This window comes from Bacillus sp. F9_6S_D1_P_5 (assembly GCF_054823925.1).
Map to the genome: position 1 here is coordinate 211,008 of NZ_JBTREW010000006.1, position 23,561 is coordinate 234,568.

General features: G+C 36.4%; 20 protein-coding genes. 2 read left to right on the forward strand and 18 right to left on the reverse strand.

Annotated features, from left to right (window positions below):
* Positions 1–408: 408 nt before the first annotated feature.
* From ftsZ to panE, 15 genes are all read right to left on the reverse strand, one after another.
* Complete coding sequence (ftsZ, locus tag ACUXEY_RS10070) at positions 409–1,563, reverse strand: cell division protein FtsZ (protein ID WP_000888987.1); 1,155 nt, start codon at positions 1,561–1,563, stop codon at positions 409–411.
* Positions 1,564–1,602: 39 nt separating this feature from the next.
* Entirely contained in the window at positions 1,603–2,910 is a 1,308-nt protein-coding gene (gene ftsA / locus ACUXEY_RS10075; protein ID WP_166701994.1) for a cell division protein FtsA, read from the reverse strand.
* Positions 2,911–3,310: 400 nt separating this feature from the next.
* Positions 3,311–4,081, reverse strand: a complete 771-nt coding sequence (gene divIB / locus ACUXEY_RS10080; protein ID WP_000798231.1) for a cell division protein DivIB — start codon at positions 4,079–4,081, stop codon at positions 3,311–3,313.
* Positions 4,082–4,179: 98 nt separating this feature from the next.
* The gene (murB, locus tag ACUXEY_RS10085; RefSeq protein WP_461300588.1) at positions 4,180–5,085 is read right to left on the reverse strand and encodes a UDP-N-acetylmuramate dehydrogenase; all 906 of its coding nucleotides are present in this window, start codon (positions 5,083–5,085) and stop codon (positions 4,180–4,182) included.
* A 61-nt stretch (positions 5,086–5,146) separates the two neighbouring features.
* Entirely contained in the window at positions 5,147–6,241 is a 1,095-nt protein-coding gene (gene murG / locus ACUXEY_RS10090; RefSeq protein ID WP_087959020.1) for an undecaprenyldiphospho-muramoylpentapeptide beta-N-acetylglucosaminyltransferase, read from the reverse strand.
* Between the two features lie 105 nt (positions 6,242–6,346).
* Positions 6,347–7,438, reverse strand: a complete 1,092-nt coding sequence (spoVE, locus tag ACUXEY_RS10095; RefSeq protein WP_166701990.1) for a stage V sporulation protein E — start codon at positions 7,436–7,438, stop codon at positions 6,347–6,349.
* A gap of 90 nt (positions 7,439–7,528) precedes the next feature.
* Complete coding sequence (murD, locus tag ACUXEY_RS10100; protein WP_461300589.1) at positions 7,529–8,881, reverse strand: UDP-N-acetylmuramoyl-L-alanine--D-glutamate ligase; 1,353 nt, start codon at positions 8,879–8,881, stop codon at positions 7,529–7,531.
* Positions 8,882–9,856 (reverse strand): phospho-N-acetylmuramoyl-pentapeptide-transferase, encoded by a 975-nt coding sequence (mraY, locus tag ACUXEY_RS10105; RefSeq protein WP_062923009.1) that lies wholly within the window; start codon positions 9,854–9,856, stop codon positions 8,882–8,884.
* Positions 9,857–9,878: 22 nt separating this feature from the next.
* Positions 9,879–11,354, reverse strand: a complete 1,476-nt coding sequence (gene murE / locus ACUXEY_RS10110; protein ID WP_461300590.1) for a UDP-N-acetylmuramoyl-L-alanyl-D-glutamate--2,6-diaminopimelate ligase — start codon at positions 11,352–11,354, stop codon at positions 9,879–9,881.
* A gap of 207 nt (positions 11,355–11,561) precedes the next feature.
* Positions 11,562–13,478 carry a stage V sporulation protein D gene (locus ACUXEY_RS10115; protein ID WP_461300591.1) on the reverse strand — a complete coding sequence of 639 codons (1,917 nt, stop codon included), beginning with the start codon at positions 13,476–13,478 and terminating at the stop codon, positions 11,562–11,564.
* Between the two features lie 54 nt (positions 13,479–13,532).
* A complete protein-coding gene (locus ACUXEY_RS10120) occupies positions 13,533–15,692 on the reverse strand; it encodes a penicillin-binding protein (RefSeq protein ID WP_461300592.1) in 2,160 nt (719 codons plus the stop codon).
* Between the two features lie 21 nt (positions 15,693–15,713).
* The gene (gene ftsL, locus ACUXEY_RS10125; RefSeq protein WP_000067082.1) at positions 15,714–16,076 is read right to left on the reverse strand and encodes a cell division protein FtsL; all 363 of its coding nucleotides are present in this window, start codon (positions 16,074–16,076) and stop codon (positions 15,714–15,716) included.
* Positions 16,077–16,091: 15 nt separating this feature from the next.
* The gene (gene rsmH / locus ACUXEY_RS10130; RefSeq protein ID WP_166701987.1) at positions 16,092–17,024 is read right to left on the reverse strand and encodes a 16S rRNA (cytosine(1402)-N(4))-methyltransferase RsmH; all 933 of its coding nucleotides are present in this window, start codon (positions 17,022–17,024) and stop codon (positions 16,092–16,094) included.
* Positions 17,025–17,392: 368 nt separating this feature from the next.
* Positions 17,393–19,009 (reverse strand): bacillithiol biosynthesis cysteine-adding enzyme BshC, encoded by a 1,617-nt coding sequence (bshC, locus tag ACUXEY_RS10135; RefSeq protein WP_461300593.1) that lies wholly within the window; start codon positions 19,007–19,009, stop codon positions 17,393–17,395.
* Between the two features lie 79 nt (positions 19,010–19,088).
* A complete protein-coding gene (gene panE / locus ACUXEY_RS10140) occupies positions 19,089–19,973 on the reverse strand; it encodes a 2-dehydropantoate 2-reductase (protein WP_432207161.1) in 885 nt (294 codons plus the stop codon).
* 302 nt (positions 19,974–20,275) lie between these two features.
* On the opposite strand from panE, the gene ACUXEY_RS10145 reads away from it, so the two are divergent.
* Positions 20,276–20,749, forward strand: a complete 474-nt coding sequence (locus ACUXEY_RS10145) for an N-acetyltransferase (protein WP_000506704.1) — start codon at positions 20,276–20,278, stop codon at positions 20,747–20,749.
* A 34-nt stretch (positions 20,750–20,783) separates the two neighbouring features.
* Here the strand turns inward: ACUXEY_RS10145 and ACUXEY_RS10150 are convergent, their stop codons facing one another.
* The 3 genes from ACUXEY_RS10150 to ACUXEY_RS10160 form a co-directional block, all read right to left on the reverse strand.
* Entirely contained in the window at positions 20,784–21,290 is a 507-nt protein-coding gene (locus ACUXEY_RS10150; protein WP_087958559.1) for an RsfA family transcriptional regulator, read from the reverse strand.
* Between the two features lie 127 nt (positions 21,291–21,417).
* Positions 21,418–21,591 (reverse strand): 50S ribosomal protein L32, encoded by a 174-nt coding sequence (gene rpmF, locus ACUXEY_RS10155; protein ID WP_001984764.1) that lies wholly within the window; start codon positions 21,589–21,591, stop codon positions 21,418–21,420.
* Between the two features lie 62 nt (positions 21,592–21,653).
* Positions 21,654–22,154 carry a YceD family protein gene (locus ACUXEY_RS10160; RefSeq protein WP_000872144.1) on the reverse strand — a complete coding sequence of 167 codons (501 nt, stop codon included), beginning with the start codon at positions 22,152–22,154 and terminating at the stop codon, positions 21,654–21,656.
* Positions 22,155–22,307: 153 nt separating this feature from the next.
* Here ACUXEY_RS10160 and ACUXEY_RS10165 point away from each other — a divergent pair, with 153 nt between their 5' ends.
* Positions 22,308–23,549: a nucleotidyltransferase gene (locus ACUXEY_RS10165; RefSeq protein WP_461300599.1), complete on the forward strand. Its 1,242-nt coding sequence runs from the start codon at positions 22,308–22,310 to the stop codon at positions 23,547–23,549.
* The last annotated feature ends 12 nt before the right edge of the window (positions 23,550–23,561 follow it).

Consider the following 23,561-nt stretch of genomic DNA (forward strand, 5'->3'; position numbering starts at 1 on the left):
ATTCACCTCTTTTTTTAAGTTGAGACTAGTATAATGCATATCCAATAGGAAAGTGTGTCAATTTGCGGAGGTGTTTTTTTGTTATTTTGTGCTTTCTAGACATAATCTGTCGGTAAAAAATAAAAGTATATGTTTCATAGAATACTATGCTTTTTTACTTACATATAAAGTGAAATATATAAAGTGAAACTTTAATCAGTGGGGATTTTCTTCATCTCCCACTGATTATCAGCCCTCACCAATCGGACTTTTATGGGCAGCCCGACCCCCACCTAAATTCTTTGCTTTCGCTGAATTTTGAGGTGGGGGTCTTACTGCCCATTAAAGCGGGATAAAATAAAAAAAGACCTGCTTAGCAGATCTTTTCCCTGTATAAAACAAAAAAGGAGCCTGAAAGCTCCTTTTCCTTTATCGTCTACGACGGTTACGTAAAAATGCTGGAATATCGATATCATCTGAATCTGAATGACGCTCATGTACAACCGGCTCTTCACGCTTCATTTCACGTTTTACTTCACGTTGTTTTGGAGGTTGAGCTACTGGCTGTTGCTGTTGTTGCGTGTGGTTCACATTCGGACGAATGATTGGTTTTGGTGGTTGAGTTGCAATGCTATCATCAAAACCAGTTGCAATTACAGTTACAACGATATCATCTTTTAATCCTTCGTTAATAACAGAACCGAAAATCATATTTACTTCTGGATCTGAAGCTGAAGCTACAATGTCTGCCGCTTCTTGTACTTCATATAAGCTTAAGTTAGCTCCACCCGTAATGTTCATGATAACACCTTGAGCTCCATCAATAGATGTTTCTAATAATGGACTAGAAATCGCTTTTTTCGCAGCTTCAGCAGCACGATTTTCTCCATTACCAGAACCAATACCCATTAAAGCAGAACCTCTATTAGACATAATTGTTTTTACGTCTGCGAAGTCTAAGTTAATTAAACCTGGTGTTGCAATTAAATCAGAAATACCTTGAACACCTTGACGTAATACGTTATCTGCTTCACGGAACGCTTCTAACATTGGCGTATTTTTATCAACGATCTCTAATAAGCGATCGTTTGGAATTACAATAAGTGTATCTACATTTTCTTTAAATGCCGCAATACCAGATGCTGCTTGTGTTGCACGCTTACGTCCTTCAAATGTAAATGGACGTGTTACAACACCAACTGTTAATGCACCTAATTCTTTTGCAACTTGAGCAACAACTGGAGCTGCACCAGTTCCAGTTCCGCCGCCCATACCAGCAGTTACGAATACCATATCAGCACCACGAAGCGCTTCTTGAATCTGTTCTTTGCTTTCTTCTGCAGCTTTTTTCCCTACTTCAGGGTTTGCACCTGCACCAAGTCCACGTGTTAATTTTCCACCAATTTGCATTTTTGTTTCAGCTTTTGATAGATTTAATGCTTGTGCATCAGTATTTACAGCGATAAAGTCTACACCTTGTACACCGTGTTCAATCATACGGTTTACAGCATTGTTTCCGCCACCGCCGACACCGATAACTTTTATATTCGCTAATTGATCTTGAGTAGTATCAAACTCTAACATGTCGAAATCCCCCTAGAACCTCATTTTTCGTGTCCAATTTTAATCCCATAAATAACGGAATACACGTTTTACTTTTGACATCATACGGTCATCATTTTGATTATTATTGTTTTGATTACGAGTTTTTTGTTTCGCAGGTTGCTGTTGTACCGGCGTTGGAGCTGGTGCTGGTACTGGTTCAAAATGCTCTTGCTTTTCCTGCACATTTTTTCCACGTAATTTAGCTTTTTGATAAGAATGTTTAATTAATCCCACTCCACTTGTATATTGTGGCTCACGCACACCAATATAATCAGGAGTTGCTATACGAATATTTTCATGTAAAATATCATATGCAAGATCAAGAACACCTGGCATAGAAGCAATTCCACCGGTTAGTACATAACCAGAAGCTACTTGCTTTACTCCTAACTTACGCACTTCATCTTGAACAAACATTAAAATTTCCTCTACACGAGCCTCTATTATATCCGATAATTCCAATTGAGAATATTGTTCTGTTTGATCGCTTCCCATAATAGGAACCGTAAACATCTCTTCTTCAGATGCTGTATCATAAAAAGCATGTCCATATTTCAACTTAATTTGATCTGCATTTTCTGTTGAAGTTTTCAACCCAATCGCAATATCCTTTGTTATATGGTCTCCACCTAATGGTAATACACTCGTCGCTTGTAACTCTCCATCTTTAAAAATAGATAAAGTTGTAGATCCTCCACCCATATCAACAAGGGCTACTCCTCTATTTTTTTCATCTGAAGATATAGCAACTGTAGCAGCTGCTAAAGGCTGAAGGCAAATATCAACAATTTCAAGACCTGCTTTTTCTACACAACGAAGTAGATTATGTAGTAAAGTTCTCGAGCCTGTAATAAGTGTCCCTTCCATTTCTAATCTTACACCGATCATCCCTCGTGGATCGTTAATCTCGTCAAGACCGTCTACAATGAACTGTCGAGGTACCACATCAATAAACTCACGTTCTGGAGCAATTGACACAACTTGTGCTGCATCTAGAACGCGTAAGACATCTTCATTCCCGATTTCACGATCTTCATTTGAAACAGCGACTACTCCGTGACAAGGAAGTAGCTGTACCTGGTTTGCATTGACACCTACCACAACTTGCTCAATGTGGATTCCCACCATGCGCTCAGCTTGTTCAATTGCTTTTTTAATTGATCGAACAGTCTCGTCTATATCAACTATCGATCCTTTCTTCAAACCATTTGATTTTACATTTCCAACACCAATTATGTTTAAGCTGTCATTAACCATTTCACCAATGATGACTTTAACATTGGATGTACCGATGTCAAGACTAACATATATTTCATTGCTGTTCATTCTTTGGCACCTCCTTCTTTATTTATACCATACAACTCAATATATGGAACAACAATCGCAACTTTACTATTTATAAGAAAAATATTCAACGTCTTTATACGTTTCCCTTTTTTAACCCTATATTTTTCTTATTTTTATTTAACATTCATTTAAGAATATCGCAGTAAACTGTGAATAACTGCTTATCTTGAAATAATTCTATTTCAAGTGTAAAGATTACCGCCAAGTATAAGTCTACACTAAGATGTACTCATAGAAAAGTGAAACTTGTACCAATCCTAGTATGAATCTAAGAATTTTTACATATTTTTCATCAAATGAACCATTCTTGTAAATTCCTATGCATCAAGTAGAACGTTCGTTTCGTTTTTTCTACAATAACGTAGTGAAAACTATCGTTCTATTCTTTTTTTTCTTCCGCTCCTATTTCTTTCGTATATGCCCCTACTTCTAAGTCAATTAATACCTTTTTACCCGGCTCAATTGTTTTTAATATAAGTGGATAAGCTTCCATACGTTTTGCGAAATTTTGAATCGTAGTGCTCACTTCATACCCTTCATTCATATATAAAGTAAGGTGGTCCTCATTCGCATTTGTCGGCGAATAACGAATTTCAGAAATAGACCTTAAAATAGTTGGTGTTAATTTTTCAAGCTCAGCAATTAACTCCTTCATTTTCTCCTCTTTAAAAGGTTCAAAAATTGGCGCTGCAACAGGAAGTTTTCCGTTCGGAAGTACATCAAGTGTTTTCCCATTTTCTAATAACGGTTGTAATTTCCCATCTTTGTTTATATAACCAATCGTTAAATATTCTTCAATATGAACATCAATTTTATTTGGAAAACGTTTTTTTACATTTACTGCTTTAATTTCTTTTCGTTTCGTTAAGTTTTCTTCTGCTTTATGTGCTGTCACTCGGAAATAACTTGTATCATATGTCACACCTGATTCCTTCATTACTTGTTCATCTGTCATATAATGATTTCCAAACACACTTATCTTTTTTATATTGCTAAGCGGAGACCGAAAATAAATCAAAAAGAGCACTAATAAAAATAAAATTGATATGTATAAAATCAACCGATGATTAACATTTTTCTTGTTTTTTTTCTGTTGATTTTTTAACTTTGGTACACGATCCTGTAGTTTAATTACTTTACTATTTTTCATGTACGATCCCCCTACGTAACATAAAGAACGGCATGTTCCTCATGCCGTTCTTATCTTCTTATTATAACATAAATGATAATGAGCGGAACGAATAACCGTTATCTTCCAATGATTTCTACTTCTGTATGCATTTCTACGCCAAATTTATCCTTGATTGTTTGTTTTATTAATGCAATTAAAGATAAGACATCTTGCGCACTGGCTCCCCCAGTATTAATAATAAAATTCCCATGCATTTCAGAAATTTGAGCTCCACCTATTTGATAACCACGAAGTCCCGCTTTTTCTATTAAATCTCCTGCAAAGTATGGAATTGGATTTCGGAACACACTTCCTGCACAAGGATGATTCCACGGCTGTGTTTCACGGCGGTAATCTTTATTCTTTTGCATGACACTTACAATTCTTTCACGCTCTCCTATCTGTAATTGAAACTCAGCTTCCAAAACAATACCAGGACGTTTCATTTGCAATACAGATGTACGATAGGAAAACTCCATTTCTTCATGCGTTAACCAGTCAATTGTTCCATCTTCAAACAAAATAAGAGCTTTTGATACTACATTTGATATATCCGATTTATGTGCTCCTGCATTCATATACACTGCACCACCAACACTTCCTGGAATACCACTTGCAAACTCCAGACCGGCTAATCCTTGACGACTAAGTAAAGTTGATAATTTAATAAGGGGATACCCACCACCAACTCTTACTTTGTATTTTTCGACTTCTAAGTGGTCTAATCCTTCTCCTAAACGAATAACGACACCATCTATACCTAAATCAGATACAAGAAGGTTCGAACCACGACCAATTACAGTCCACTTTGTTTTATACTTTTTTACTAACTGCAACGTTTTTTCAATACCGGCAACATGCTTTGGCACAATTAAAATATCAGCTGGTCCACCTATTTTCATAGTTGTATAACGAGCTAACGGTTCATCCACTAACACGCGACCAACATTTGCTTCTATAAGCTCATTTACTAATTGCTCCATAAACAATCTCCCCCATACTAAGTATCCTTATTACAGTAGTATGCAGGGCTTTCACCTAACGTTATTTTTTTACAAGCTTATTCATTACTTCATACAACTTATTTGCTGCATCAGGAATACCTAATTGCCCAGCAGCAAGCTTCATATTTTGTAATGTTTGTGTATCTAATAAAATCTCATCAATGTCACGAATAAGCGTTTCTGCTGTTAAATCTTTTTCAAGCAACATTTTTGCTGCTCCTTTATCGACAACAGAACGTGCATTTTTTTCCTGATGGTTATTTGTTACGTAAGGACTTGGAATTAATACACTTGGCTTACCTAACGCTGTTAATTCTGCAAGTGTTGTTGCCCCAGCTCTTGAAACAACAAGATCTACACCTGTAAGTACTTCTGGCATATTATGAATGAAAGGTTTAATAATAACATTACTCGGATTCCCTTTTTGCTTCACTGCTTCCATCACTTTGTCGTAATGAACTTCACCTGTTACATACAATATTTCGTAACTTTTATTTCCAAACTGCTCAATTGCCTCTACGAAAGCATCGTTAATCGGTCTAGCGCCACGGCTTCCACCAAAAATAAGTACGGATTTTTTAGGAAGAGATAAACCTACTGAACGTTTTCCTTTCATTCCATTTTGATCCATCACTTCTGATGCTCGTGGATTTCCTGTCATGACCACTTTTGATTGTGGAAAATGCTCTACAGCTGCATCAAAACAAACCGCAACTTTATCAACATAGCGGCTTAAAAATTTATTCGTTACACCAGGTACACTATTTTGTTCATGTACAATAGTTGGAATACCTAATTTTGCCGCAGCATATACAACAGGTCCACATACATATCCACCCGTTCCAATTACAATATCCGGATTAAAACGACGAATATATCGTTTACTATCTTGTACACCTTTTAGGAAACGCATCACTGTTTTCACGTTATCTAACGATATTTTACGCTTAAATCCACTTATAACAATGGATTGAAACGGTATACCTGCTTTCGGCACGATTGTGCTCTCTAATCCATTCTCCGTTCCAATATATAAAAACCTTGCTTCCGGATTTAATTTTTTTATTTCTCTTATTAAAGCAAGAGCCGGATAAATATGACCTCCAGTGCCCCCACCACTTACTAATACACGCACTACTAACTCCTCCGCTTCTCTGTTTCTAATTTCAGTCGTATTTATTTCTATATACATATTGTTTCTTCGCGCACATACGAAAAACCCTGTCTTATAAAACAGGGTTTAGTAGCGAGAATGGCGACTTATATTTAATAATACACCTACTGCCATTAACATTAATGTCAAACTTGATCCACCATAACTTAAAAACGGCAAAGTAATACCCGTAACAGGCATCAATCCTGTTACAACACCAACATTAATCATTACTTGAATCGCAATCATCGCCACAATACCTACTGCTAAAAACGTACCATATAAATCTGGCGCTCCTAAAGCTATACGAATCCCACGCCATAATAATAGACTAAATAATAATAACACAAATGAACCACCAATAAAACCTAATTCCTCGGATAAGATTGCAAATATAAAGTCTGTTTGCGGTTCAGGTAAATAAAGAAACTTTTGTCTACTTTGTCCAAGTCCAAGCCCGAATAATCCACCCGGTCCAATTGCGAGTAACGATTGAATAATTTGAAATCCACTTCCAAGCGGATCTGACCACGGATCTAAATATGATGTTATACGTTTCATTCGATACGGTGCTGATGCAATTAACCCTACAAATCCTGCTACACCAATCAAACCAAACATTGCAAAGTGAAAGACCCTTGCCCCCGAGATAAATATCATAATGATACATGTCCCAACCATTACCGTTCCTGTACCAAGATCTGGCTGTAACATAATCATTCCGAAAGCAAGAAATACAAAACTTAGAGCTGGTAGTAAACCACGTTTAAAAGAAGTAATTAATTTTTGTCGTTCCGCTAAAAATTTCGCTAAGAAAATAATCATCGCAAACTTCATAAATTCTGACGGTTGAATGGAAAATGCCCCGATTCCAATCCAACTTCGCGCTCCGCCTCGAACAAGTCCTACTCCAGGAATAAGAACGAGAATAAGAAGAATGAAGCAAACTAGCAAAATTACTTTTGAGTACGTACGCCACACCCAATAATCAATTTTCATAATTAAAAACATAGCCACTACACCAAGACCTGCAAATAGCAATTGCCTTTTTGCAAAAAAGAATGAGTCCCCCATTTTATAAGAGGCCCAAACCGCACTCGCACTATACACCATAACCATTCCGATTGTTAACAACGCAAGTGTAACGATGATGAGAATAAAATCAGGCGTTTTCTTCATTACCCATAAACACCACCTCTTTAGGCAGAAACTTTTGCCCTATGTAACAAAACATCAGTAGGTATTAGCCTACTGATGTTTTGATTTACTTTATATAAGTTTATGCACAGCTTGTATAAAAATGTCTCCTCTTTCTTCAAATGTTTTAAATTGATCCCAGCTTGCACATGCTGGAGAAAGAAGAATAACATCACCATCTGTAGAATGAGCGTAAGCTTTCACTACCGCTTCATCTAAAGTATCGACACTTTCAATTGTATCTAATCCCGCTTTTTCTGCAGCTCTTACTAATTTAGGAGCTGTTTGTCCAAATGTTACAATTGCTTTTACATTTTTGAAATATGGAATTAAATCATCAAATTCATTTCCACGATCCAGGCCACCTGCTAATAACACAATCGGTTGTGTAAACGCAGATAAAGCTTTCTCAGTCGCTAACATATTCGTTGCTTTTGAGTCATTATAAATCTTACGATTGTTAATAGTTGTTACATATTCTAAACGATGTTTAACACCCGTAAATCGTTTTAACACCGCCGTAATCGCTTCATTAGAAACACCCAATAATTTTGCGATACTCATCGCTGCTAAAATATTTTCTAAATTATGTTGACCAGGTAAAACGATATCGCCTACTTCAACAACTTTTTCACCTTTGAAATAAAGAGCATTATCTTTTATACACGCGCCATCTTCAATTTCTTTCGTTGTTGAAAATAGTACTTTTTGCCCTTTACTATAAGCAGATAAAGCCATCACATCTGTATCATCTGCATTTATTACACTATAGTCATTTTCTGTTTGGTTTTTAAAAATATTTGCTTTCGCTAAACCATATTCTTTCTTCGTCCCATGATAATCTAAGTGGGCCTCAAATAAATTTAAAAACGCAGCAATTTTAGGTTGGAACAATTCTACTCCCATCAATTGGAACGATGAAAGTTCTGTAACTACAACTTCATTTTCTTTTGCATCCTGTGCTACTTCACACGCTACAGTTCCAATGTTTCCTGCAATTACAGGATGCTTTTGTCCTTCTTTTAGCATTTCAAATGTAAGCATTGTCGTCGTCGTTTTACCGTTAGACCCCGTAATCCCAACAAATGGCGCTTCTGAAATACGATATGCTAATTCAACTTCCGTAACAATCGGAAGTTGTTTTTCTTTCGCAGCAACTAATATTGGATTAGAATACGGGATTCCTGGATTTTTTACTACAAGAGAAATATTTCTCTCTAACAATTCTAAAGGATGACCACCACATACAACGTCCATTCCTTTTGCTTGTAATTCTGCAGCAAGTACATTATCTGCTAAAGGCTTTCCGTCATTTACAATAACATTTGCACCTAATTTTTGTAGCAACGTAGCTGCTGCATAACCACTTTTTGCAATGCCTAATACAAGAATATTTTTATTTTGAAATTCAGTTACAGTTTTCAATTACATCCACACCCCGATATAAATTCCTAACACAGCTAATAAAAATCCTACAGACCAAAACGTCACAACAACACGCCATTCTGACCAACCACATAATTCATAATGATGGTGTAATGGACTCATTTTAAAGACACGTTTTCCTGTTGTTTTAAATGAAATAACTTGAATAATAACAGATAAAGTTTCCATTACGAATACTCCGCCAATGATTACAAGTAGCAATTCTTGCTTTAATAAAATTGCTACAGCTGCAATGGCTCCACCTAAAGCTAAAGAACCTGTGTCCCCCATAAATACTTTCGCTGGATTCGCATTGAATACTAAAAATCCAAGTACAGCTCCTACAACCGCCATACAGAATATCGCTACTCCAAATTGCTCTTGTGCTACAGCAATAATACTAAACGCTCCAAATGCAATAGCAGCTGTTCCTGATAATAAACCATCTAAACCGTCAGTTAAGTTAACTGCATTTGATCCACCAATAAGCATAAATAGTACAAGTACAAAATATGCCCAACCTAATTCAAACTTAACATCTGTTCCTGGAATCATGATGTATGTGTGGAACGCTTGCCCTTTTCCAATTAAAAAGAACGCAATAGCAATAACAAGCTGACCTACTAATTTTTGTTTTGATGTTAAACCAAGATTTCTCTTCTTAACTACCTTTATGTAGTCATCTAAAAATCCAATCAATCCGTAACCAAACGTCACTAATAGTAACAATGAAACCTCTGCACCTAAATGTTTAAACTTAATCGCCATAATAAGTGAAGTTACCATCATAGATACGTATATGACGATACCACCCATTGTCGGTGTCCCTGATTTTTTTTGATGTGACTTTGGTCCCTCATCACGAATACTCTGTCCGAACTTTAATTTTCTTAAAAATGGAATAAACAATGGCGAAAGGGCAACAGAAATTAAGAATGCTACCCCAGCCGTTACTAATAAACCTTGCTCAAGCACATGTAGTCCTCCTCTCACGTTGTTACTCTTCGTTGTTTAAACGCTCTGTAATTGCTTCTTTAGCGACTTCACGATCGTCAAAATGATGAACGTCTTTACCAATAATTTGATACGTTTCATGACCCTTACCAGCAATAATGATGATATCTTCAGCTTTCGCGTTAGCAATTGCATGGTATATCGCTTCTTTTCTATCAATAATTACTTCATAATTATTCCCATTTGCACCCTGTACCATATCATCTAATATAGCCCCTGGTTCTTCACTTCTTGGATTATCTGACGTATAAATTGCGTGAGTTGCATATTTTGTTGCAACACTTGCCATGATCGGTCTCTTCGTTCGATCTCTATCGCCGCCACAACCGACGATACAATATACATCACCTTTTGCAAATTGCTTTGCTGTTTTTAATACATTTTCCAAACTATCTGGTGTATGAGCATAGTCAACAATAACTGTATAATTCTGTCCACCATCAACCACTTCAAAACGTCCTGGAACTCCAGCTAGTTTCTTTATCACATCAAGGATTGTTTCTAAACTTACACCAGAAACAAGTCCTGCCGCTGTTGCCGCTAGTACGTTATATACATTAAATTTCCCAATCAATTTCATCGTAACATTTACACTTTCATACGGTGTTACAAGCGTAAATGTAGTTCCACCACTCGTCATAACGATATCTTTGGCCATAATATCACTTGTTGTATCAATTCCATATGTTACAACAGTTGCTGCAGTACTTCTCATATATTCCTCTGTTACAGCATCATCGTTATTCAGTACCGCGTACTTTTCACGATTATGATTATAACTATTGCCAAGTTGTGCAAATAACAACCCTTTTGCATGTTTATATTCTTCCATCGTATTATGATAGTCTAAATGATCTTGTGTTAAATTTGTAAACACTGCTACATCGTAATCACATCCGTGTACACGACCAAGATCTAAAGCATGTGACGAAACTTCCATTACTGTGCTATCCACACCGTATTCAACCATTTTTGAAAATGTTTGTTGAAGTGTTAGTGCATCTGGCGTTGTATTTTTCACCTCAAATGTTTCATCACCGATTTTCATATTAATCGTTCCAATTAGCCCCGTTTTATGACCATGTGCGCGCATAATCTCATCCATAATATGCGATGTTGTTGTCTTTCCATTTGTACCTGTAATTCCGATTAAATGTAACTTGTGTGTTGGTTGACCATAAAAATAATCAGCTAAAATCGCTAACGAACGAAAAGTGTTTTTCACAAGTACAACTGGAACGTCAACATCAATTGGTCTTTCCGCAACAATAGCAGCCGCTCCTTGTGCCGCTGCTTGCTTAGCAAAATCATGGCTATCAACCGTATACCCTTTCATACATACAAATAAGCTTCCTTCTTTCACTTTACGTGAATCAGCTTCTATAGATGTGATTTCTGGATTTTCTTTTGGAACAACTGGAAAATCATGCAAACATGATACAAGTGTATGCAACTTCATTTCACTAAACCCTCTCTACATTGTGTATTTATCTCTTTTTTAATAAGCAACACGTTACCTCCTAATTAAGTAAAATAGGAGGTAAGTGCTACTGTGTCTAATAAATAGACTTATTTATAATTGAAACTCTTACGGTCTCAAATTAAGTAACTCTTCTATAGAGAACTCACTTCCACCAATTGTACCATAAAACGTACTAGGTTACCTTTAATTCCCGAAGTAAATTCTAATTTTTGAGCCTTCTTTCACTTTAGCTCCTGCTTCTGGGGACTGTTTAATGACCTTCTCTCCGTCTCCACTTATATCAAGCTTCAAATCGACGAGCTGCGTCTGTAAGTCTTTCTTTTTCATACCAATTAAATTCGGAACCTCCACAGTTGGTATATCGCCCCATTTATATTCTCTCTCAACTTGTTCTGTTCTCGGTTTCACTCCCATAACAGGAAGTGCATCCCTAAGAATATTCCCAACAATTGGAGCTGCTACTACTCCACCGAATTGCGTTACACCTTTCGGATTATCAACAGCAACATAAACGACAATTTCCGGATCATCTGCTGGAGCAAAACCGATAAAAGATACAATATAATTATTCTCTAAATATTTACCATCTTTCACTTTTTGAGCCGTACCTGTTTTTCCACCTACACGATACCCATCAATGAAAGCACCTTTACCAGATCCTTTTGCTACAACATTCTCCAATGCATACCGAACTTTTTCTGAAGTTTCCTTGGAAATAACTTTTCTTTTTTCTACAGGTGTCTTTTTGCTTACAACTTGATTGTTTTTCGGATCAATAAATTCCTTAGCTATATACGGTTGATATAAAGTTCCACCATTTACAGCCGCTGCTACTGCCGCTACTTGCTGGATTGGCGTAACAGAAACACCTTGACCGAATGAAGTTGTTGCTTGCTCGACTGGACCGACTTTATCTAAGTTAAATAAAATCCCACTACCTTCACCTTGCAGATCAATTCCGGTCTTCTGTCCAAAGCCGAAATTACGAATGTATTTAAACAATCGGTCTTTACCAAGGCGATCACCCAGCTCAATAAATCCTGGGTTACAAGAGTTTTGAACTACTTCTAAAAACGTTTGGCTACCGTGGCCTCCTGCTTTCCAGCATTTCAATCTTGCTCCACCAACTTCAGCTGCTCCATCATCATAAAACGTATCTTTCTCTAAGTCTACTAAATTTTCATTCAAAGCTGCAGCTAACGTAATGATCTTAAATGTTGAACCAGGCTCATACGTACTCCATACTGGTAAATTTCTATTGTACACTTCTGGAGAAACACTTTGAAAATCTGCCGGATCAAAACTCGGCCGACTCGACATACCTAAAATTTCACCATTTTTCGGATTCATCGCAATCGCAATCATACCATCTGGATTATATGTCGACTCTGCAATATTCATTTCTCTTTCCATAATTCTATTAATACGCGCATCAATTGTTAAACCTAAATTCAAACCAGCTTCTGGTTTTTTGAAATCATCGCCAACATTAGGCATCCTTTGTCCTTTTGCATCTGCAAAAAAACGCACATGGCCTTCATCACCATTTAGCTCTTTATCATAATATTTTTCTAGCCCCATAAGACCTTGGTTATCACTACCAGCAAACCCTAATACGTGCGATAAAAAGTTACCAAATGGATAGTACCGGATAGAGTCTTCTGCGATATATACACCTTTCAAACTTAATCCTCGTACCTCTTTCGCTTTATCATGTGATATTTTCCTTCCGCCTTTATCTAACCTTACAATTGATTCTTTTTTTGTAATTCTCTTGTAAACCTCATCTTTTTCCACACCTAATACTGCAGCTAACTTCTCTGCAGTCTCTGCTGGTTTTTCAATTTGCCTCGGTACAACAAAGACAGTTGGAGCACTTTTATTCGTAGCAAGTTCCACACCATTTCGGTCTAAAATCTTCCCACGTTCAGGTTCAAAAGTAATATTACGACTCCATGAATCTTTCGCACGATCCGTTAACATATTTCCAAGAAAAAATTGTACATATCCAAGACGAATATCGATGATAGTGAAAATAAGTATACCTGATATGAGTATAAAAATAAGTCTTTTTCTAACTGTTACATTTGATACACGCATATTGGAACAAGCCTCCCTTACGCCTAGCTTGTTCCAATATATGCTTGTACTTATTTAATTAGAACTTGGCTTTTCTGCTTCTTGTTGTGGTTCAAGTGGCGGTACAAGTGTTACACCTAACTCTGTACCAGGTTGCAACAATGTTCCTTCCGGCACACTTTGTTCAGTTACGTATCCTGTACCATTAGGTTTTAGGTTAAGCTTTAATGTTTTTGCTAAATTCATAACATCGCGAAGCGCCCAACCTTGTATATTTGGCATTGTAGGTTTATCCCCCACTAAAAAGACTCGGTCACCCTTCAATGTTTGTTCAGTCGCTTTCGGGACTTGTTGTTGTACTTTCCCTTCACCTAATACGATTGGACGAAGTTTTGCTTTCTCAATAGCTTTTTTCGCTTCTTCCATCGTTTTTCCGGTTACATCTGGAACAGCAGTTTGCTGCTCTTTCACATATTTCTTCGGATCTTTCACTTCATTAGGCTTAATCTTTAAATACTCTAAACTATTCTTCGTTACATATTTAAAAATATCAGCTAAAGGTTGTGCGCCACTCTCATCATCTTTCAACTTCGGTTGTTTAACAGCTACATATACAACAAGTTGTGGGTCATCCATAGGTGCCATACCTAAGAACGAGAATATGTAATTCTCTCTTCCTGTCATATAGCCACCTTTTCCATCTGGAATTTGCGCTGTTCCTGTTTTACCACCAACTGAATATCCATCGACTTTATAGGCAGTTCCCGTTCCTTTAGGCGATGTAACAACACGTTCTAATAACTGTCTTACTTGCGCCGCTGTTGCTTTCGTAACAGGTTTCCCTACTTCTTCTGGCTTATGTTCTAATTTTACTTCGCCTGTTATTGGATCTACAATTTTATCAATTGTATAAGGCTTCATCATTTTCCCATCATTTGCAATAGCTGTTGCAGCTTGCACAAGCTGGATTGGCGTTACAGTAGAACCTTGTCCAAAAGCTGTTGTTACTTGCTGTATTTGCTGATCGAATATAATTGTATTTGACCCTTCACCAGGTAAATCAATGTTCGTTTTTTCATCTAATCCAAAACTATGAATATATTTTCGGAAACGTTCTGGGCCAAGTTTTTGATCCCCTAAAATCGCAAACGCTACGTTGGAAGAACGCTCTACCCCTTCATCGAACGTGATAGATCCCCATCCAGCACCACCGTTATGATCTTTTATTTTTCTGTTTCCGACTTGATATGTACCAGACTGATAATAATCTTGTCCCTTATACACACCTTCATTAATAGCTGCTGCTAGCGTGAATATTTTCATTGTTGATCCAGGTTCAAATGCATTTGCAATTGCATCATTATAAAAATACTTATTATTCTCTTGGTTCGGATCATAACTGGGCTTACTAGACATCCCTAATATTTTCCCTGTTTTTGGATCCGCAACAATTGCTATTAAGCTTTCTGGTTCATAATGTTTACTCGCTTCTTTCATCGCGTCTTCTAAATAACTTTGAATACGCTGGTCAAGCGTTAAATATACATTATCTCCATTTTTAGGTGCCTCTACATTCACTTTCCCGCCGTCAAGAGACACACCTTTACGATCGCCTGTATAAGCTACTTTTCCGTTAGAAGCTCCTAAATACTTATCCAAACTCTGTTCTAAACCAAATCGCCCTGTAGCAATCCCTTTATCATCAGGTCTCGCATGACCTACGACATAAGATGCGAAATCACCGTTTGGATATACTCTTGCATTTTCAGTAATAAAAGATATACCTGGCAATTTTAAAGCTTCTATTTGATCTTTCTGTTCTTTCGTCAAGCCCTTACCTATTTTTCCAAATTCTACTTGACTTCTACCTTCTTTATTTAACGTGGCTAAAATCTTCTCTTCATCTGTTCCGAGTACTCCCGCAATTTTCTTTGCAGTATCCTCTTTATCCTTAACCGGCTTCGCACCTTTTAATTCCGCTACAAGTTTATAAGAGTTTGCATCTTGCGCTAATACATGGCCGTTTTGATCATAAATCGTCCCGCGATTCGCTTCCAGAACTCCTGTTTTACCATGTTTTTGCTGAGCGAGTTTATCTAAATCCTGATTATGCACTGTTCCAGTTGCTTGTATGTAAAAAAATCGGGCTAATAACAGCAAAAAGAGCAGGAGGAATAAAATCATAAAATACCCTGCTCCCTTATTGGTATGAAATTTAGTCATAGTTCTCTTCATTTTCCCTTCACACCTATTGCCTTATTTGAGGCCTTTCACATTATTCGCATTAATTTCTAGCCCGTGTTTTTTTGCAACTTCAGAGATGCGTTCATAACGACTTAACTTCTCTACTTCAGCTTGTAATTCTTGATTTTCTTTTTGCTGCTGTACAATTTTTTGTTCTATCGTCGCAGCTTCTACATTAACTTGATAAAGACCTGCTTTATTTCCAATAAACGCTACACAGGCATACAATAAAAAGCCAATAAACGCTACATACAACAGTTTTTCGATTCTTGTAATCTTCGCTTTAGCTTTTGGCTGAACCATCTGCTGTGGGGGCGTTTGAATCTGAACCTCTTCTTGCGCTTGTTGTTTGTACTTTACAGCTAAGTTACTCATACCTCTCTCCCCTTTTTATCTTTTTTCAGCGATTCTCAATTTCGCAGAACGCGCTCGATTATTTTCTTCTAACTCAATATCAGAAGGTAAAATCGGTTTTCTCGTAATAAGCTTTAGTTTCGGCTTAAATTCATCAGGAATAATTGGTAATCCTGGTGGCAATTGTGGAGTTGTACTATTTCGCTTAAACGTCGTTTTACAAATACGGTCTTCTAAAGAATGGAATGTTATAACACTAACTCTTCCGCCTGGCTTGACCATTTCAATTGCAGATTCCAACGCTTCTTCAAATACTTTCAATTCATCATTTACTGCAATACGGATTGCTTGGAACACTCGCTTCGCAGGATGTCCACCCGTTCTACGAGCAGGAGCTGGAATACCCTCTTTAATTAGCTCTACTAATTCCCCTGTCGTTTCAATAGCTTTATTCTCACGATACGCTTCAATTTTTCTTGCTATTTGTTTTGAAAATTTCTCTTCACCATACTGGAAGAAAATTCTTACAAGTTGTTCATATGACCAGCTATTTACAACATCATATGCTGTTAACGGGGCATCCTGATCCATTCGCATATCTAACGGTGCATCATGATGGTAACTAAAGCCACGCTCTGGTGTATCTAATTGTGGGGATGAAACACCTAAATCAAATAAAATACCGTCTACTTCTGTTATACCTAATTCCTGTAGTTTTTCAGATAAATAACGGAAATTACTCTTTACTGTTATGAATTGCTCACCGTATGAAGAGAATTTTTCTTTCGCATTTTGAATCGCTATCTCATCTTGATCAAACGCGATTAATCTTCCGCCTTCAGTTAGTTGGGATAATAAATAAGAACTATGTCCTCCTCCCCCCAGTGTACAATCTACATATGTACCATCTGGCTTTATATCTAAGCCGTCTACTGTTTCCTTCAAAAGCACTGTTACGTGTTTAAACATTGTTGCACCTACTCTTTTTCCAATTAATTATGTTGAATGTATCTCCTCCTCTAAACGCATAATTCACGATTAGAAAACGAAATACTATGAAAGAACGACTCATTTAACTTGCCTACAAAGGCAGCATACTATACAAATCGCTATTTTCTTTTATTATATACTAAATTTTATCATCTTTTGCGGGAATTTAAATAAAAAACTGTCGAAAAAGATAATAATACGTTTACATTTTGTGCTATTTTGTCATATATTTAAGTATCCTGCATAATTACGATATTCACTATTTTAAAATTGATAATTCAGAAAAATTTCACTTCACAGTAAATTCAACGAGACAAAAATAAAATCCTGCTCCTAAGAGCAAGATTCTATAGTTTTATAACATGATGTTTTCCGTTCCAAGAAAATGATTTTTCCATTACACGATCAACGAAATCTAAACCGTACTGATTTAAATAGTAACATACATTCCACACACGCTCTTGCGGCGCTCCTGATGGGCGGAGTGCAAATTGTATACGACGGAATTTATTTAGTTGCACTTCATGTTTTTTCTCAACATTTCTCTTCAACATTCTTTCCAGCAGTTCAATTTGTTCATTAATTTTGAATTCATTTTTCCCTGCAAATGCACTTAACCCAGGATCTATTTTCTTCACAAATTGTTGTAATGACGTATGAATATCAATTATTTCTTTTTTCGCCTCTACAAATCGGTCATCTATCGGTTCCTCTATTTGATTAGACAACCAATCATCGCGCAACTTATCTACTTTATTTAAAAACGGATCACTTTCTTGCAATTGTAAATCATGCAAATCTGTCGCTATATCCCTCTCTATATAAGTGATTGTTATACGCGGAACGACAGGCGGCATTCGGAAACCGATAGTATGGAAGACTTGTTGTAATTCACTCCAGTAAGCTAATTCTCCTGGACCTCCAATAAACGCCAATGTAGGAAATACATACTCTTGCATAAGAGGGCGCGTTACAACATTATTACTAAAGCGCTCCGGGCTTCTTTCCATCTCATCAATCAATTCCTCATACGAAAAGGAATACGCTCCATCCTTCCCAACAAACTTACCTTGATTGTCTTCAAGTAGCACTCGCTCATTATCAATTTCCATGAATATATGTACTGCATTAGACTTCGTTTCAATAATTGGTTTATATCCTAATTCTTTAATTGCTTCCTGTTGGTTATGAAGCCCCTCTTGTACGTCTTTATACTTTCCTACAATTTGTTTAAAAAACGGAACTTCTAATTTTCTTAATTCAGGATGATGCGAATCGACAAGAATTAAACCAGAATTCACGAACATTTTCATAATAAGATGGCCAAAGAAATCTACATACGTATTTGATTTTCCCAAAGAATCATCAATAAATTGCAGTACATCCTTTGTAAAATTCGTTTCAGGGTATGTTTTAAAAATTTCTTCAATCCACTTTCTACAGTCTTCCAAAGAAAGTTCGGACTCTGAAGCACTCGCCTTTTTCGGATTACGATCATGAAAAATAGTCTTTTTTATTTTTTTATTCTTCGTTACAAAAGTATGATTAATTTCATCCATATCATGGTCTTCACCAGCAATCCAGAAAACAGGAACAACTTTAACACCTAAACTTTCTTCCTTTTCCTTCGCAAGCTGTAAAACTGAAATAATTTTATGAATCGTGTAAAGTGGCCCTGTTAATAACCCAGCTTGTTGCCCAGCTATTACAACATATGTATTTTCATCTCCAAGCGCTTTTACATTTTGAAGTGTAGCTTCTCCCGCTTGTAATTTTGTATTATATTCTAATAAATGCGCTACTAAATCTTGGCGGAAAAACTCCCTCTCGCGCAAATCTTGTACACGCTGTTTAAAAGCATCTTCTGTTAACATATAATCAAAACACGACTGTATCTCTTTTTTACCGTTCATATAGTCCGCTACAACACCTTGTTGCGGAACAGAGATTTCTTTTATCTCCATATAATTCTTCCTTTCGTATCCTGTTCTCTCACCAATCCACATTGTAGTCAATGTTGCACGTAAAAGCAAAGAATTACACTTATACTTTTACTTCTAATCCTTTTATTGCATCAAACAAAAATTGAAGTGTCGGAACGGATCTTCGCTGTTTCTTAGCTTCTTCTAATACATACCCAACAATCGCACCAATTTCCGTTTGTCTATTCGCTCTTACATCTGCCAGCATAGATGATGTATTATGAGACGTTCTTTCACATACGTGACGTACCAGTTCCCATACCATTTCTTTTTCTTCTTTAACAAGAAAAACGACTTCGTGAAATACTTGCTCCATCATCTGATAAAAAAATGGATTCGTAATCAAATCTCCGTTCTTGACTTGTAATAATGCTGTTAATGGATTGATACATACATTAACCACTAATTTTTTGTGCATAACATCCTTCCAATCCTCTTCTATTTGAATCGGAAAATGAGGAAAAGGAAAGCAGTTAAACATTTTTTCAAAATGTATAGACCGGCCGTGCACAATTCCAAACTTCGTTACACCTATCCCAGTATGATAAACGGTATGTATTTCTTCTTTTTTTGCACCATGCTCTACAATTCCAACTGCAATATTTTCATTCTCTATTTTCTGCATAGCATGAAGATGTGACATTCCGTTTTGCAAAAAGATTAATGAGGATTTCCCTCGCACAAAAGGTAGTATGTCAGTTATATGATATTGTTTAACAGCAATAAATATATAGTCTAGCTGCTTGTCTAACATACTTTCTATTGGTAAAACCGGTGGGAATACCGTTTCGCGTTTCCCCTCCCTAATACAAGTTACACCCGTTATATTCAATTCGTCAGCCTGCTTAGCTGTCCTTGTAAACAACGTAACATCTTGATTACTTTTTTGTAAATAAAATGCATATAATAGACCGATAGCTCCTGGTCCCACAACTCCGATTTTCATTATCACACAAGGAACTCATTTGAACACGATACATAAGTCCCTTTTTCCCCTCCCCTTTTTATCCCGCAAACACCCAATTGATACGAGATCATAATTAACTAAAGATGAACAAATGCCACCTCTTCTTCCAATATGTATATACTACTTATTAATATGCTCCTACTCTTAGTTTAGCAAATCCTCAAAAAAATAATAAAAGAAATATACTATCATCTTCATAAAAATAAAAAAATGAGTTATAATATTATTATAAATATTTTTACTTTTCTGCATTCAACGAGACAAGAAAAGGATGTGATGTTATGGGATTCCCAAAAGTTGAGCGCTTGCTCATCAATTATAAAACATTAGACGAGTTTAAAAAATTTAAAGGTTGCGGAGCTCAAGAACTATCCATGTTAGAAGAATTACAAGCGAACATTATTGAAAACGATAGTGAATCTCCATTTTACGGTATTTATTACGGCGGATCACTCATTGCACGTATGAGTCTATACATGAAAAGGAACGGCGGGGAACCATTCGAAATTACAGGTACTTACCTAGAACTCTATAAACTTGAAGTGTTACCAACTTTCCAAAAACAAGGATTCGGAGAAATGCTTGTAAATTATGCGAAAGGGCTGCAGTTCCCAATTAAAACGATCGCACGTATCCATTCAGCTGGTTTTTGGGATAAATTAAATTTCCAGCCTGTATCAGTACCTGATGGTGATTTTTACGTTTGGAACCCAGAAACAAATTTGAATACGGTTACAAACGAAGAGTCTGCATAAGAAATAAAAAAACAGCTACATAGCAGCTGTTTTTTTATTTCTTTAACTTCTCTAATTTCCCATTCGAACGAGCGCTATTTCTTTCTGCTACCATTACACTTCTTTTTTGATCGATATAATCAAGCAATGTTCTATATTCTTCCTCATATACTGATAATCGTTCCAAAAGACTCTCTTTCTCTGTTTGTAACGATTCAATTTGCTGTTGCAACACCATTAAAGAGTTTTCATCTTTATAATTTTGCAAGAAATCAATAACATCATTCAATGTAATTGACGTAGGCTCTAATACCTTCGTCTCTTTCACTTCATAATTTTCCACTTTACGCAGTTGCTTCGCTTCTTCAATACGTTCTTTGTATTGCTTTCTAACGTAAGAATTCCATCTAAAGCCACATGCTGCCGGTGTACGAGATAAATGTCTTCCCACTTCTTTAAAGGCAGATAATTGCGTTCCGCCTTCTCGAATATGCCGGAGTACTACTTCTGCCAGAAGCAAATCTTCATCATCAGTCCAAGCATCTTGTCTTGTTGTCGCCATCTCTCTAGTCCTCCCTATGCATTTTTTATTAAACATATGCAGTTACTAGAAAAGATAGAATACATCAAATGAAGAATAAGACAAAAAAATAAACGTAGAAGATATCTTCTACGTTTATTTCCCGCAATTACTTGCTGATTACTTCTTTACCTTTGTAAGTACCGCATGCTTTACATACACGGTGAGCTAATTTCGCTTCACCACAGCTTGGGCACTCTACCATACCAGGTACTGATAATTTGAAATGCGTACGACGCTTTCTTTTTACTGTTTTAGAAGTTCTTCTAAAAGGTACAGCCATTCTTCCCACCTCCTTAAAAGAAATAGTTATTTTCATATGAAGGCCTGAACCAGTCTTCCGAGTTATTTGTCAAAAAACTTTGCAAGTCCTGCTAATCTTGGATCAACAGTCTTTTCTTTGTTTTCTTCCGAAATCACTTGCCAGTCTTGACCTTGCATCGGTGCTCCACCAGAAACATCATCACTGAAAATTTGCATTGGAATCTCCAAAAGTATATTTTCCTTGATTACGGGCAGTAAGTCAAGTACTTCTCCTTCTAAACAATGAATTTCAGCTTCAGTTTCAAATTCTTCTTGTGAAGTTTGGAACACCTCAGTTGTTTTAATGTCAAATGGTAATGTCACATCTACTAAAGAGCGAGAACATGGTAAAACCATGCTTCCAGTTATATGTAGATGGAACGTAAACTTACCGGAGCCAAAATCAACTCTTCCTGTTACATGAACAGGATTAATTTCACGAATATCTTTCTCGACCTCTTTTAGCTCACTTACATCTACCATCTCATCCAATGTCAATCCTTTATTTCTCAATTTATTCAATTGATGGATGGACCATTTCATATCATATCACCTCAAGGCAACAAACAAAATTATAGCTAGCCATTTTATATTTGTCAATGTTTTTTCTTTACACTATAATGAAGTCATCATAGTAAATATTATATAGAGTATCACGTTTTTCAAAAAGATGCTACATCGAAAGGAGAGATTACCATAAAAGCCAGTGGTATTGTCGTTGAATACAACCCTTTTCATAACGGTCATGATTATCATGTGCAACAAACAAAAAAGTTAACACACGCTGATATTACAATAGCTGTTATGAGTGGCCCTTTTTTACAACGTGGCGAGCCGGCACTCGCATCCAAATGGTATCGTACCAAAATGGCCTTAGCATGCGGTGTAGACCTCGTTGTAGAGCTTCCGTACGCCTTTTCAACACAAAAGGCTGAAACCTTTGCAAATGGCGCTATATCTATTTTAAACGCACTACACGTTTCTGAAATTTGTTTCGGTAGTGAAGATGGACAAATCGAAAATTTTTATAACACCATCTCTGTGCAAAAAAATGAAGAAGAGACTTATAATCGTCTTGTAAAGCAATTTATGAACGCAGGTAATAGTTACGCAAAAGCTACATCTGAAGCTTTCCGACACATTTTACCTTCTGAAAAAAACATAGACATGTCACAACCGAATAACATTTTAGGCTTCCAATACATGAAAGCAATTTTGACGCAAAATAGTTCTATGCAAGCACAAACGATAAAAAGATTTGCATCTCATTATCACGATGAAACTTTTAACGACCAACATATTGCAAGCGCAACAAGTATTCGCAAACAACTTTTTAGCGAAAATAGTTCCTTTACAGAAATTGAGCCTTTTATCCCAAAAGCGACCGCTTCTCTTTTAGCAAGTTATAAGCAAAACTACGGGACATTACATAATTGGGAACAATACTTTTCATTTTTTAAATACAAACTTATGACGATGTCTCCAGACGACTTACGACATATATATGAAATTGAAGAAGGTTTAGAGCATCGTATTTTATCAAAAATACAAACCAATTCCTCCTTCCATTCATTCATGGAATCATTAAAAACGAAGCGTTATACGTGGACTAGATTACAAAGAGCTTGTACACACATTTTAACGAATACAACAAAAGAAGAAATACATAACGCAAATATAGAGTTGCATGCACCGTACATCCGTCTACTAGGCATGTCACGAAAAGGACAAACTTATCTTTCAAAAAACAAGAAAAAAATGGAACTTCCAATCCTTACCCATACAAAAACATTTGACCATCCTACTTTACATATAGAGCGAAAAGCCAATTCTGTATATTACTCCATCATGCAAGAACCGTTACGAACACAACTACTAAAACAAGATGCAACACATCATCCAATTCGTTATGATGAAACAACCTCAAAATTTCTATAAAAAACCTCTCTT

Coding starts and splice junctions, on each gene's coding strand:
- ACUXEY_RS10150 (WP_087958559.1), bottom strand. CDS start 21,290: ATGGCGACAACAAGACAAGATGCTTGGACTGATGATGAAGATTTGCTT.
- murE (WP_461300590.1), bottom strand. CDS start 11,354: ATGAAGTTGCATACACTTGTATCATGTTTGCATGATTTTCCAGTTGTT.
- spoVE (WP_166701990.1), bottom strand. CDS start 7,438: ATGAAGAAAACGCCTGATTTTATTCTCATCATCGTTACACTTGCGTTG.
- bshC (WP_461300593.1), bottom strand. CDS start 19,009: ATGGAGATAAAAGAAATCTCTGTTCCGCAACAAGGTGTTGTAGCGGAC.
- panE (WP_432207161.1), bottom strand. CDS start 19,973: ATGAAAATCGGAGTTGTGGGACCAGGAGCTATCGGTCTATTATATGCA.
- ftsL (WP_000067082.1), bottom strand. CDS start 16,076: ATGAGTAACTTAGCTGTAAAGTACAAACAACAAGCGCAAGAAGAGGTT.
- ACUXEY_RS10145 (WP_000506704.1), top strand. CDS start 20,276: ATGGGATTCCCAAAAGTTGAGCGCTTGCTCATCAATTATAAAACATTA.
- rsmH (WP_166701987.1), bottom strand. CDS start 17,024: ATGTTTAAACACGTAACAGTGCTTTTGAAGGAAACAGTAGACGGCTTA.
- ACUXEY_RS10120 (WP_461300592.1), bottom strand. CDS start 15,692: ATGAAGAGAACTATGACTAAATTTCATACCAATAAGGGAGCAGGGTAT.
- ACUXEY_RS10160 (WP_000872144.1), bottom strand. CDS start 22,154: ATGAAATGGTCCATCCATCAATTGAATAAATTGAGAAATAAAGGATTG.
- murB (WP_461300588.1), bottom strand. CDS start 5,085: ATGGAGCAATTAGTAAATGAGCTTATAGAAGCAAATGTTGGTCGCGTG.
- ftsA (WP_166701994.1), bottom strand. CDS start 2,910: ATGAACAGCAATGAAATATATGTTAGTCTTGACATCGGTACATCCAAT.
- rpmF (WP_001984764.1), bottom strand. CDS start 21,591: ATGGCTGTACCTTTTAGAAGAACTTCTAAAACAGTAAAAAGAAAGCGT.
- divIB (WP_000798231.1), bottom strand. CDS start 4,081: ATGAAAAATAGTAAAGTAATTAAACTACAGGATCGTGTACCAAAGTTA.
- ACUXEY_RS10115 (WP_461300591.1), bottom strand. CDS start 13,478: ATGCGTGTATCAAATGTAACAGTTAGAAAAAGACTTATTTTTATACTC.
- ftsZ (WP_000888987.1), bottom strand. CDS start 1,563: ATGTTAGAGTTTGATACTACTCAAGATCAATTAGCGAATATAAAAGTT.